This window comes from Alicyclobacillus herbarius DSM 13609 (assembly GCF_000430585.1).
Taxonomy (GTDB): domain Bacteria; phylum Bacillota; class Bacilli; order Alicyclobacillales; family Alicyclobacillaceae; genus Alicyclobacillus_G; species Alicyclobacillus_G herbarius.
Genome location: NZ_AUMH01000037.1, coordinates 1 through 12,670, shown reverse-complemented (window position 1 = coordinate 12,670; position 12,670 = coordinate 1). Strand labels below are relative to the sequence as shown.

Sequence of the window (12,670 nt, the reverse complement as noted above, 5' to 3'; positions counted from 1 at the left end):
AGCACCCTGAGGTGAGCAGGACTCATCTCAGGGTGTTTTTTTGCGTCTATTGCACCTTTCGTATGGTAGGATGATCAATAAAAGTACGTCTATGAATACGCTTCTATAGCCATAGGGGTCTATCGACTCGCGCGTCAACTCGTCGTGGCAATTGGCAGATAGGTTTTCAGGGGGATAGCTTACGCAGAATGAAGATTGTCATTGCACCCGATTCGTATAAAGGGAGTTTGTCGGCCCTACAGGTGGCCGACGTCATCGCCAGGGCGTTCACGGACGTATGGAAGGATGCAGGCAGAAATGGCACCGAGGCTGGTGAGTTGGACCTGGTCAAGGCGCCCATGGCGGACGGGGGAGAAGGCACGGTCGACAGCCTGGTGGCTGCGACCGGTGGCCGACGGGTTGCTATCACGGTTTCGGGCCCGCTAGGAAAGCCGGTGGAGGCCTTTTACGGGGTTTTGGCCGACGGTGAAACGGCGGTACTCGAAGTGGCCAACATTTGCGGATTACCGATGTTGGCTAAACATGAACGAGACCCTGAGCAGACGACCAGCGCCGGGCTTGGCGAGGCCATTCGAACTGTATTGGACGCCGGTTACAGGAAGCTCATTGTCGGTCTGGGGGGGAGCGCCTGCAACGACGGTGGACTCGGCATGCTGCAGGCGCTAGGGGGAATCTTCCTGGACACCACAGGTCGCCCTGTTTCACCTACCGGCAAGGGAGTAACACAGGTCTCCACCGTGCGTATGGACAGCGTTGATAAACGCCTTGCCGAGTGTGACATTCGGATCGCCAGTGACGTGGATAACCCGCTCTGTGGCCCGGAAGGGGCAAGCTTTGTATTCGGTCCGCAAAAAGGGGCGAGCGAGGAACAAATGCGTCGTCTGGATGCCGCCTTAGCCGAGTACGCAAAGCGCGTGGAGGCAGCGTGCGGACGCTCAAGCGCAGACGAATCGTACGCTGCTCGACCTGGGGCCGGGGCAGCCGGCGGACTGGGTTTCGCGCTGCAAGTGCTTGGCGGGAAGATGGAATCGGGCGCAAGACTCGTGGCGGATGCGATTGGCTTGGAAAAATCCTTGGTCGACGCCGACTGGTTGGTGACTGGGGAGGGCCGCACCGACGGGCAGACGGTCCGCGGGAAGCTGCCGGTGTTTGTGGCGCGGTTGGCTCGCACCTACGGCGTTCCGGCCGTGCTCGTGTCGGGTGGGGTGGGAGACGGCTGGGAACGACTGCAGCAGGAATTTATCAGCATCCACGCCATTACACCCGGGCCCATATCCCTAGAGGAGGCAATGATGCATGCAGGCGAGTATCTGTACCGTACCGCCTGGAGCATCGCTCGCTTGATTCAAGCCGGCGCATCACGGTAGCCGAACATAACCGCCTTCGCAGGGCCTTCGGTCAACAGGTCTTCGACAATTTCGATCCGCATCTCAGGGAGGGCCAGGTACTCTCTCACCAGCAAGGCGTCCACTTCGTTTTGCCAGAGGACAATGTCCGACCATTCCACCGGATTGTACCGGCATAAGGCGGACAAGGAGTACAGGATGGCGTAGTGCGCGAGCCAGTCGCGATGGCGCGGCTTGTCGAGCAGGAAGGTTCGGCGTAAAAACTCCCGTCGCAGCGGGTGTTCACGGCGAGGAGCCGGAACATACAGGAGGCCGGGCGGATCGGCCTTTGGACGAGGGGTAGACGGGGGGATCACCGGACCCGCCTGGTACCCCGTCAGCCACTCGTCGACGGTCAGGGAGTGGTTGGCGGCAATCTCCCTATCCACGAGACGCCAATCCGGCGATTCGGAGGCCTTAAGTTCATAGGCGTGTTGGAAGGGCTTATAAAACTCGCGCAGTACACTCGTCATCCCGGGCAAACTGCCGAGTAAATCCCCGACAATGAGGCGGTTCTCAAACGACTCTTCCGGCTGCAGGATACGTACGCATTCTTGCAGCACGCCGTCCCGGTGCACCGTGATGGCTTCCAGTGGCCAGCGGTAGCCCTGCCGCTTTTGTCTGCGCACGGATAGCCCGTGCTGCAAAACAGCAGTAGACCTGGGAAATTGTAAATCAAACAAGTACAATAAGACCTTCAACCAGTGCAGCCACTCATAGTACCGGAGCAATGGCGCGAGTTCGATCCGGATGTTTTCGAGGCCCCCCACAAACTGCACCGCCTGCCGCGCGGTCGACGCCACTCGGGCTGCCGCCGCATACAGTTGTGCGGAATCCACGTCCGGATGCAGCCGGCGCAACAGGCGCAGGCTCAATGCCTCACTTTGCAGCTTGCGAATGTCCATTTCGGTCGTCCATTGTCCCCGGTTTGACACTCCTCTGGGTGGTTGCTATACTACGCGTAATATCCACGGGACAAACCGCAATTATACCATCGCTGGCGTCGGGCTTACGGTCCGGCGCGTCCGTGTTGCCAAGCGTTAGGGGGATGCATGTGGAGAGCAAATGGTATAGCAAGTTCCAGAAGGAGGGCTTGACCTTCGATGACGTCCTCCTGGTGCCTGCCAAATCGGAAGTGTTGCCCAGGGATGTTGACGTATCAAGCCGTTTGACGACCGACATTCGTTTGAACGTTCCACTTGCCAGCGCGGCGATGGACACCGTCACGGAGGCGGCGCTCGCCATCGCGATGGCGCGTGAGGGCGGTATTGGCATCATTCATAAGAATATGAGCGTCGAGGCCCAGGCGGAAGAAGTCGACAAAGTGAAGCGATCCGAAAGTGGCGTGATTACGGATCCGATTTATCTGACGCCCGAGCATCCGATTGAGGACGCGGAGCGGTTGATGGCCAAATACCGCATCTCCGGCGTCCCGGTCGTGGACGGGCCTGACCGAAAACTGGTCGGCATCATCACCAACCGCGACCTCCGCTTTGAACCAGACTTTCGCCGACCAGTCCGGGAAGTAATGACACACGGAAACCTGGTGACGGCCCCGGTCGGCACCACCCTTCAAGAAGCGAAAGAAATCCTCCAGAAGCACAAAATTGAAAAACTGCCTTTGGTCGACGACAACGGGGTGCTCAAGGGACTCATCACAATAAAGGACATTGAAAAGGCGAAACAGTTCCCCAATGCGGCGAAGGACGCTCATGGCCGCCTGTTGGTCGGGACTGCCGTATCGATTTCTAAAGACATGTACGACCGGGTAGAGGCCCTTGTCCACGCGGGAGCCGATGTCATTGTCATCGACACCGCGCATGGGCATTCCAAGGGCGTTCTGCAGGCGGTCAAAGAAGTCCGGGCCAAGTACCCAGACCTGCAGATTATCGCCGGCAACGTGGCCACAGCAGAGGCAACCCTGGACTTGATTGAGGCTGGCGTCAATGCCGTCAAGGTTGGGATTGGTCCTGGCTCCATCTGTACGACGCGTGTGGTGGCCGGCATTGGCGTGCCACAGGTCACGGCGGTGTACGATTGCGCGACCGCGGCGCGGGAGCGCGGCATCCCCATCATCGCCGATGGCGGCATCAAGTACTCGGGCGACATTGTCAAGGCCATCGCGGCCGGTGCCGACGTCGTGATGATTGGCAGCCTGTTTGCCGGTACGGAAGAGAGCCCTGGTGAGACGGAGATCTTCCAAGGGCGGAGATTCAAGGTCTACCGCGGGATGGGATCCCTCGGGGCGATGAAGGAAGGCGGCGGGGAACGCTACTTCCAGGAAGACACGAAAAAATTGGTCCCTGAAGGGATTGAAGGACGCGTCGCGTATCGCGGCCCACTGTCCGAGATCGTCTATCAGTTGGTGGGCGGCTTGCGCGCCGGCATGGGATACTGCGGCACGCCGACCATCGCCGACTTGCAGGAAAACGGGCAGTTTATCCGGATTACGGCGGCGGGTCTCCGAGAGAGCCATCCGCACGATGTGCAGATTACCAAAGAAGCTCCCAACTACAGCATTTAAGAGGTAGTCCGGACATACATTCAAAGACCTCTATCTGAATCCCTCCGGTATGGCGAATGGAGGAATCTACCGGCGTGTACCGGCGCTCAAATTCCGAAATTCGCCATCCTATTGTTTTTCGGGCCTATGCTATACTAATTCTGTTTGTATAGGCGATGGGAGGGATTCGGGTTTCCGTGAAGACGAGGAAGCGACACAGGTGGATTTGGTTGGGGGTTACGGGTCTTCTTCTGGCCGGCTCGACGGCACCGTTCATCACAGCGCAGGCCGCAGGAACCAAGGCTGCGGTGCCCGCGTCAACGACGGTCAGTGCGCCGGCGAAAGCACCAACGATTGTTGCAAAATCGGCGGTGCTGATGGATGCTGCCAGCGGCCAGATTCTTTATAGCAAGAATCCGAACGAGGAGCGGGCTCCCGCTTCGACCACGAAACTGATGACCATGCTGTTGGTGCTGGAGGCCGTGAAACACAAAAAGGCGGCGTGGAATGACGTCGTCCCCGTCACTCCGGATGCCTACAAGATTGCCACGACGCCCGACGTATCCAACGCATACCTAGATCCGCGTGAACATTTCACGCTCCGCGACATGATGGAATTTATCGCGGTATTGTCAGCCGCGGACGCGACGGTCGCAGTCGCAGATGACTTAGGCGGCGACAAACAGGGATTTGTGCAAATGATGAACGAGGAAGCCCAGCGGCTGGGCTTAACTCATACACATTACATGAATCCGGACGGATTGTCGGAGAAAAATCACTATACCACGGCCCGCGACCTGGCCGTCCTGGCTCGCTACATGGTCACGAACTACCCGGGCATCTTGAACTTCACGAAGGAACCGCGGGTTACCGTACGAAAAAACAACACGTGGCGGAATACCGATGAGCTGCTCGGTCGCTACCCGGGGCTGGACGGACTGAAGACCGGGTACACCAGCGAAGCTGGGTTCTGTTTTGTTGGGACCGCGGAGCGGAACGGGGAACGCCTGATTAGCGTCGTCATGGGCGATCCGTCCGACCAAGAGCGGTTTGCGGATACGAAGAAACTCCTCGACTGGGGCTTCAATAACTTTGTCGAAGACAAAGTCGCTGCGGCCGGCAAGACCTTGTCGCAGACTCTATTCGTCAAGAACGGGAAGAGCCAACGCCTGCCGGTAGCGGCAAAGAACGACCTGGTGGTGGCAGTCCCGAAAGGGGTACACGGAACCCTGGAGCTAGAGTCGTCCTCGCTTTCGGCTCCTATCGCAAAAGGGGCGTCGGTGGGTACACTCAAGTATGTGGTCAACGGGAAAATGGTCGCAGAGGAACCGGTCGTCGCGGCACAGACGGATGGCAAGGCCAGTTGGTTGGCTCGTCTGACGCGAAGCATCGGGAGTTGGTTCAGCAACCTGGCGCATCGCCTGTAGGGTTTCCGGCCCGCTTGCTATAATGGACGCGTAGCGGTGGATAGGGGCGATGCAAAGTGCCTTGGTGGTTGCTGGGATCGTTCATTATCTGCAGTATCCTCGTCATTCTGTTTCTCGCGGGCGCGTTCTTTATGACGCGCGCGTATCTGCGTAAAATGGAGAAGGAGCAAGCGGATCGGCAAGGGACACGATAAACCGGCTGGTCCCCCCTGACGGATGTTGGGTGGATACGAAAAGAAAGGGAGGTCTGTTCAATGGCCAAGACGGGCACGGAAATCGTGAAGCGCGGTATGGCGGAAATGCAGAAGGGTGGCGTCATCATGGACGTGGTGACGCCGGAACAGGCGAAGATTGCGGAGGCGGCCGGCGCGTGCGCCGTCATGGCGCTGGAGCGGGTGCCGTCGGATATCCGCGCGGCTGGCGGGGTCGCCCGCATGGCGGATCCGACGATTGTGGAAGAAGTCATGAAGGCGGTCTCGATTCCGGTCATGGCCAAGTGCCGTATTGGGCACATTGTCGAAGCACGGGTTCTGGAGTCGCTCGGAGTCGACTACATCGACGAGAGCGAAGTCTTGACGCCGGCGGACGACAAGTTCCACATCAACAAGCGTGAATTCACGGTCCCGTTTGTGTGCGGTGCCCGCGATTTGGGCGAAGCCCTGCGCCGTATCGCCGAAGGCGCTTCGATGATCCGTACCAAGGGTGAACCGGGTACGGGCAACATTGTCGAGGCGGTGAAGCACCAGCGCATGATGCAGGCGCAGATTCGCAAGGTGCAGGCAATGTCCGAGGATGAGCTGGTCGCCGAAGCGAAAAACATCGGGGCGCCCTATGAGCTGCTGCTGGAGGTCCATCGCCTCGGCAAACTGCCGGTCGTCAACTTCGCCGCCGGTGGTGTGGCCACCCCGGCTGATGCGGCGCTGATGATGGAACTGGGGTCGGACGGCGTGTTTGTCGGATCTGGCATTTTCAAGTCGGAAAACCCGGAGAAATACGCGCGGGCGATTGTCCAAGCGACCACGCATTATCAGGATTATGAGTTGATTGCGGAGTTGTCCAAGGGTCTGGGGACACCGATGAAGGGCATTGACCTAAACACCCTTCGCGATGAGGAACGCATGGCCGTCCGCGGCTGGTAATGAGGTCTTATTCGTTTCGATACTTCTTGGAGAACCGAGGTTGGTTGCGATGAAGATCGGTGTGCTCGCTCTGCAGGGTGCGTTTCGCGAACATGAACGGATTTTCTCTTCTCTTGGCGCTGAGACGGTGCTGGTGAAGAAGGTGGATCACCTCGATTCACTGGATGGTCTGGTGATTCCAGGCGGGGAAAGCACCAGCATTGGCCGCCTGTTGCGCGAGTATCACTTGATTGAGCCGATTCGGGAACTGGCGGGAGATGGGTTACCGGTGCTTGGGACCTGCGCGGGTATGATTGTCCTGGCCAAGCGCATCCACGGTGGCGAAGAACCGCACCTCGCCTTGATGGACATTGAGGTTGACCGGAATTCGTTCGGTCGGCAGCGGGAGAGCTTTGAAGCCGAGTTGGACATCCCGGAGATTGGGGATACACCGTTTCCGGCGGTGTTCATTCGGGCGCCGCACGTGGTCGAGGTCGACGAGGGCGTGAGCGTCCTGGCACGCTATCAAGACCGCATCGTGGCCGTGCGCGAAGGCAACCTGGTGGCCTTGTCCTTCCACCCCGAATTGACGGACGATACGCGGCTGCATCAGTATTTCTTGAAGCTGATTGAGGGCCACACGCACGTGGCTGTGTAACGCGTACAGGTTGTCCGGAAAGAGGAGTACTCGCTCTTTTTTGAGACACGCATTGTCAACGTGTTGCATAGTCAACGTGTTTTACGCCAGACAGGCAGGAAAACGGCGTCCACAGGGCGCCGTTTTTCCTTATCGGTTGTCTAGTTGCCGCCTGCATCCACGTTTGATATGCTCGAACCAACTGACGCCGTAGGAATGGAGGAAAATCTTCACATGCTCGACATCCGCGCCATTCGGGCCAATCCGGACGCGTTTAAGGCCGGGTTGACGCGTAAACACGCAAACCCCGCACTTATTGACGATCTGCTTACCGCCGACGAACAGTGGCGCCAAGCCTTGACCGAGGTTGAACGCTTAAAGAGCCTGCGTAACAAGACATCCGAAGCCATTGCCCGCAAGAAAAAGCAGGGTGAGGACGCGAGTTCGGACATCGCCGAGATGAAACGGGTCTCGGAACGCATCAAGCAGCTTGACGAAACGGTCCGGGAGCGGGAGGCGGCGGTGCAAAACCAGCTCCTGCGCATCCCCAACATGCCCCACGAATCGGTTCCGGACGGTGAATCCGAGGAGGACAACGTCCCGGTTCGCCACTGGGGGAATGTCCCTCAGTTTGACTTTGATGTGAAGCCGCACTGGGAACTGGCGGTCAACCTGGGCATCGCCGACTTCGAGCGGGCCGCGAAGGTGGCCGGATCGCGCTTTGTGATATATAAGGGCCTAGGCGCCAAGTTGGAACGGGCCTTGGCGAATTTTATGCTCGACTTTCACGTCGAGCGGCACGGGTACGAGGAGATGTTTCCGGCCTTTATCGCCAACGAGGAAAGCTTGATAGGGACCGCGCAGCTGCCGAAGTTTGGCGAGGACATGTTCAAGCTCGAGGGGCTGCCGTACTATCTCATTCCGACCGCCGAGGTGCCGCTGACCAACTACTATCGGGAAGAGATTCTCGATGCGGAGCGGCTGCCGGTGAAGTTCGCCGGATACAGCGCATGCTTCCGGTCGGAGGCCGGATCGGCCGGGAAGGACACGCGCGGGTTAATCCGCTTGCACCAGTTCCAGAAGGTGGAGTTGGTCAAGCTGGTACGGCCGGAGGATTCGTACGCCGAACTGGAAACCCTGGTGCAAGACTGCGCGGACATCTTGGAGGCACTGGAGATTCCGTACCGGGTCATCAACATCTGCACGGGGGATTTGGGCGACAAGGAGACGAAGAAGTACGACCTGGAGTTGTGGATGCCGGCGCAGGGTCGGTACCGGGAGGTCAGTTCCTGCTCGAATTTTGAGGACTACCAAGCGCGCCGCGCGAACCTGCGGTTCCGCCGCGATGAGTCATCCAAGCCAGAGTTTGTGCATACACTCAACGGGTCGGGGCTGGCCGTGGGACGCACGGTGGCCGGGATTTTGGAGAACTTCCAGCAGGCGGACGGCAGTGTCCGCATCCCAAAGGCATTGGTTCCGTACATGGGTGTAGAGGTCATTGAGCCGGAGGGGGCACGCGCATGACCTGGCTGTGGGCGGTGCTGGCGTTCTTGTTCGTGGCGTGCCTGGCCGTCTGCATTCCGATACAACACCGGGCGCTCAATCGGATTGCGTTTGGGCGTTCGGTGTTCATCACGTTTGCGCTGATTCTATTTGGACTGTTCATGGCCGTGGTGGCCACCGGGCTCGCCGCTGTGATTATCGGCGCCCTCCTGGTGGCCACGGGCTATGGGTTCCTGATTCTCGTTGCGGTAAAGTCGTATCAGCGTTTGCAGTTCCGGCGTCGGCAGGGTGAGGGGAAGGTCCATAGGAGCGCCGATGAAACCGCAGACGGAATAAGCTGACGGGAACGCCATGGATAGGAGCCCGGCAGGACATGCGTACGCGGTTAAGTATACGGCTAGCCGCGGTGAGACGCCGTACGATGGCAAGACATTGTCTAGTGGCGGGATATGTTTCTGTGGCGGGATACGTCCGGATCGCCAGCCGCCCGTAGGATGACTGATTATAAAGCCGAGGTGTTATGGGTCTGTGCGCATCACACACTTGACGCTAGATATTACGGTCGAGGACCTGAACGAACTGCTTCGGGAATTCATTCCCGACAGTCAACTGGTGATTACTAGTATAGACCGCCTCGGCATCCATGGACAGCTGCGGTTTTTGTTTTGGAATGTCGACTTTGTGGCGAAGCCGTCGAGCCCCAATGCGGAAGAAGTGTCGATTGAGGTGACGGCTCATAAACTGGTCTCGATTCCGCCCGCCATCATTGAGCGCCAACTGCGCGAAGCCGTGAAGGATGCCCCAGAGGGCGTAGAGGTGCTGCAGCAAGCGCTCCGGCTCAACGTGCCGCTGATTTTGCAGCCGTTTGGTGTGCGTCTTGGCATCCGTGAACTAGAGACGCACGACGGGTTTGTCCGCATTGCGCTGCGCGATTTGGAGACGCCGCGACTGTTGAACCTTGTGCGGGGACTGCGGAAATAAGAGGCGGCTGGGCGAAGCCGTCGGCAGGGCGAGCTCCCATGCCTTGGCCGGACGGCGGGCTGACAACGGCGTTGACACGGCAAGGTTTTTCCTTTGTCTTTTCACGGGCGGATTTGTATAATGAAAGGGAATGGACGCATCAACCTGTTCCATATTATAGTGACAGGGCAAGGCTTGATGGTCCGGTGAACATGCACCCGTAGCTCAGCCGGATAGAGCGGTGGTTTCCTAAACCGCGTCTTGCGGGGGTTCGAGTCCCTCCGGGTGCACCAAAAGAACGAACCATGGGGTTTCAAGGCACGAGCACCCCTCCAACCTACGGAGGGGTGCTTTTTTGTGGTTTGTGAAGGATTCAGCAGCAACGGTCTTGTCTAATTTCTATACCACCAAACAGAGCCATAATCAATGGTCATACAGTTGCCTCCGTCGCTGGCATTCCCATTGGAAGTCGCAGCTATCATTCATGGCAAGACGATTCGCTATACGCCGATGTGGTACGGAACGGACGACGAACGCGAAACCATTCGTGAGCTAATCACCGAATGGGCAGAAAACAACAATGCCGATGTGCTGATCTTCTTTAGCGCAACCGAATGGTTTCACCGGCCTCCTGCTCGCCTGCAGCGCGTGGGAAAGAAAACCGATGAACAGGAGGAATCAACCGATGATACTGCCGATTGAATACAAGTGGCTGCGCGGCGCGCGCGTAAGGTTGGATCCCGTTCTCAAAGAACAAGGTATCCTCAAGGATGTCGTCGATTTGCCGGATGCTCCGAGCGTGCTCCGGGAGGCGGAGAAATTGGGTTTCAAAGTCCAATATCAGACGTTTGAGACGCCTGACGACATCCTCCTCCCCTCTTTTCTTCTGCCACATCAGCAGGAGGTCGTTCGGAAACTCTGGCACGGTGGAGTCCTGGCGGATGCACCTCGTATGGGTAAAACCGTGTCCTCCATCGGATGGGCTGAGGCCATCGCTACATGCGAAGATCGGCATATGACTTGCATGATCATTTGTCCCGCCATTCTGGTTGGACAGTGGAAACGTCACGTCGAGCGATTCGGGACGGATATCGTAACGTATCAAGTCGTCAGCAAGGATGCAAAAGAATACCCAGATCGTACCGACTTGCTCATCGTAGACGAGGCAAGGCATTTCAAACATGCGACCATATCCCGCTACGGAAAGTTAGAGAAGATACAGCGTGAGCGTACGTTATGCCTTGAAGCAACTCCGTTCCCGGACTATGTAGACGACATCTATGGGCTGCTCCATCTCGTCCGTCCCTCGTGGTTTCCGAGCAAGAAACAATTTGATGACGTGTATGTGTGGAAGTCCGGGAAGATCGTCCTGCTCAACGAGGAACGGTTTTTAGAGGACACAGCGGACCTCTTGATGTGGCGCAGGAAGGACTACGACAGGAATATCACGACCGTCCACTCCGAAGACCGTGAAGAGGCGCTAGAGCGTCTAAAACGCATGCCTCGACCTATGGTCGTATTCGCGGACACCCGCGAAACTGCTGAGGAACTGGCCAAAGAATTAGGCGGAAAGCCCATTACCGGAGACCAGTCTCCGAAATCGAGAATCAAGATCGTCAACGACTTTCAAGCCGGGAAGGTGGATGTCCTCGTCTGCACCTTCTGGGCCGCCGGAGAGGGTCTGGATCTCAGTCGTGCAAAAACTTGCGCGGTATTCGGATACGACTGGACACCCGGCACCATTACGCAAGCTATTGCCCGTACGGATCACATTGACCCATCACGTCCAAAGGCAGACGTGTTCTACATGCTGTGGCCTGGCGTTTTGCAACGGAAGGAACAGACTACAAAAGATTTAAAGACACTTTTGCTGCCAGAGTGGGCGGAAGTGGTTACTCTGGATTCATATTAACTGCGAGCGCCTTATAACCCGACACCCGACACATGTCTAGTTTTCCTTATAGTGGCGCGGACTTTCGGGGATTTTTCGGTGCGCCGGGCTAAGCCGGGCACTTCCAGCAGGTGAAATTCCTGCGCGGGAAAAGGGAACGAGCCGCCCTACCCGCAATCGAGTCTTGGGCCTGCGAAGGTAACGACGCAGGTTAAGCGTAGACAGAGCGACGTCCAGGCCGTAACGCAAGTGAAGCGATTGAGCCTCGTGAGAACAACCGAGGGCCGACAAGGTCGAAAACTTGGAAGGCTACAGTAGATTCCCGATACGGGCGATGGGGATGGAGACCTCGGCGGGGTCTGAGAGCACGGCATGGCGGAAAATGGAAGGGCCACGGAACCCGGGAGATCCACCGTGGTCTTCGGATACGGAGTACGCCGACTGAAAGGACCATCCACAGGGAGGCGGACGCCGCGGTGGAAGTCGGACCTGCTGGTAGTACTCGGAGCGTGGGAAAGCCACGTACAGGGGGAAGCGGCAGGACAGAACGAGTTCCTCTCAAGGAAACATGCACTACACGCAGAGGTAGGGGAAGCATGTCAACAAAACTGAGCAGGATAGCTGAGAAGGCTCGACAAGACAAGAAAACGCGATTCACTTCATTGGCACATATCATCACGCCGGAGTTTCTGCAGGAAACATGGAAGAGGATGAATCGCAAGGGTGCCAGTGGCGTCGACGGGGAGACAACGAAGGAATTCGAATCTCAATTGGTGGAAAGAACCAAAGACATATGGCACAGGCTCCGTGACAATCGCTACAAAGCCCCACCTGTAAGGAGAGTGGAGATTCCGAAGGGAAACGGGAAAACCCGGCCCCTCGGAATCCCAACGGTCGACCGAGTCCACGACTGGCTCAAGAAACACAGTCACTGGAAGCGACGAGACCAACAGCGGCAACTGAGCCAAATGCTAACTGGGTTCTACCAGTATTTCTCGCTCCACCATTGTAAGCCGAAGCTAGAGTATATCCGGTCTCAGGTGCAACTTCAATGGATACGGTCGCTCCGGCGCAGAAGCCAGCGACACCGATTATATTGGAGCTATCTGTCGAACCGGTCATGGTTTGAACTCCCGTACCCGACACTGCTGCATTCGAATGTCTGACGAGTCACGATCGCGAATCGTTCTGGGGAGCCCGATGCGGGAAATCCGCACGTCGGGTTCTGCTTGGGGCTGGCGGCACA

12 protein-coding genes and 1 tRNA gene are annotated in these 12,670 nt (G+C 57.7%); 12 read left to right on the top strand and 1 reads right to left on the bottom strand.

Features of this window, described 5'->3' with window-relative positions:
• Nucleotides 1–188 precede the first annotated feature (188 nt).
• Nucleotides 189–1,367 carry a glycerate kinase gene (locus H522_RS0115725; protein ID WP_026963052.1) on the top strand — a complete coding sequence of 393 codons (1,179 nt, stop codon included), beginning with the start codon at nt 189–191 and terminating at the stop codon, nt 1,365–1,367.
• Here the strand turns inward: H522_RS0115725 and H522_RS0115720 are convergent.
• The gene (locus tag H522_RS0115720; RefSeq protein ID WP_026963051.1) at nt 1,346–2,290 is read right to left on the bottom strand and encodes a YaaC family protein; all 945 of its coding nucleotides are present in this window, start codon (nt 2,288–2,290) and stop codon (nt 1,346–1,348) included. The genes H522_RS0115725 and H522_RS0115720 overlap by 22 nt on opposite strands.
• Before the next feature lie 149 nt (nt 2,291–2,439).
• Here H522_RS0115720 and guaB point away from each other — a divergent pair, with 149 nt between their 5' ends.
• From guaB to H522_RS0115665, 11 genes are all read left to right on the top strand, one after another.
• Nucleotides 2,440–3,909: an IMP dehydrogenase gene (gene guaB / locus H522_RS0115715; protein WP_026963050.1), complete on the top strand. Its 1,470-nt coding sequence runs from the start codon at nt 2,440–2,442 to the stop codon at nt 3,907–3,909.
• Nucleotides 3,910–4,085: 176 nt separating this feature from the next.
• Entirely contained in the window at nt 4,086–5,315 is a 1,230-nt protein-coding gene (locus H522_RS19925; RefSeq protein ID WP_162143521.1) for a D-alanyl-D-alanine carboxypeptidase family protein, read from the top strand.
• A gap of 56 nt (nt 5,316–5,371) precedes the next feature.
• On the top strand, nt 5,372–5,509 hold the full coding sequence (locus H522_RS21635) for a hypothetical protein (protein ID WP_155836499.1): 138 nt from the start codon (nt 5,372–5,374) through the stop codon (nt 5,507–5,509).
• 60 nt (nt 5,510–5,569) lie between these two features.
• On the top strand, nt 5,570–6,454 hold the full coding sequence (gene pdxS / locus H522_RS0115700) for a pyridoxal 5'-phosphate synthase lyase subunit PdxS (protein WP_026963049.1): 885 nt from the start codon (nt 5,570–5,572) through the stop codon (nt 6,452–6,454).
• 49 nt (nt 6,455–6,503) lie between these two features.
• Entirely contained in the window at nt 6,504–7,091 is a 588-nt protein-coding gene (pdxT, locus tag H522_RS0115695) for a pyridoxal 5'-phosphate synthase glutaminase subunit PdxT (RefSeq protein WP_026963048.1), read from the top strand.
• Nucleotides 7,092–7,304: 213 nt separating this feature from the next.
• The gene (serS, locus tag H522_RS0115690; protein WP_026963047.1) at nt 7,305–8,594 is read left to right on the top strand and encodes a serine--tRNA ligase; all 1,290 of its coding nucleotides are present in this window, start codon (nt 7,305–7,307) and stop codon (nt 8,592–8,594) included.
• Nucleotides 8,591–8,914, top strand: coding sequence for a hypothetical protein (locus H522_RS0115685; protein WP_026963046.1), 324 nt, complete (start codon nt 8,591–8,593; stop codon nt 8,912–8,914). The genes serS and H522_RS0115685 overlap by 4 nt, the downstream gene beginning before the upstream one ends.
• A 187-nt stretch (nt 8,915–9,101) precedes the next feature.
• Nucleotides 9,102–9,554 (top strand): hypothetical protein, encoded by a 453-nt coding sequence (locus tag H522_RS19920; RefSeq protein WP_051344360.1) that lies wholly within the window; start codon nt 9,102–9,104, stop codon nt 9,552–9,554.
• A 193-nt stretch (nt 9,555–9,747) separates the two neighbouring features.
• Nucleotides 9,748–9,826: transfer RNA gene (locus tag H522_RS0115675), tRNA-Arg, on the top strand.
• A 133-nt stretch (nt 9,827–9,959) separates the two neighbouring features.
• Entirely contained in the window at nt 9,960–10,235 is a 276-nt protein-coding gene (locus H522_RS0115670) for a hypothetical protein (protein WP_026963045.1), read from the top strand.
• A complete protein-coding gene (locus tag H522_RS0115665; protein WP_026963044.1) occupies nt 10,219–11,445 on the top strand; it encodes an SNF2-related protein in 1,227 nt (408 codons plus the stop codon). Before H522_RS0115670 ends, H522_RS0115665 begins: the two co-directional genes overlap by 17 nt.
• Nucleotides 11,446–12,670: the final 1,225 nt, after the last annotated feature.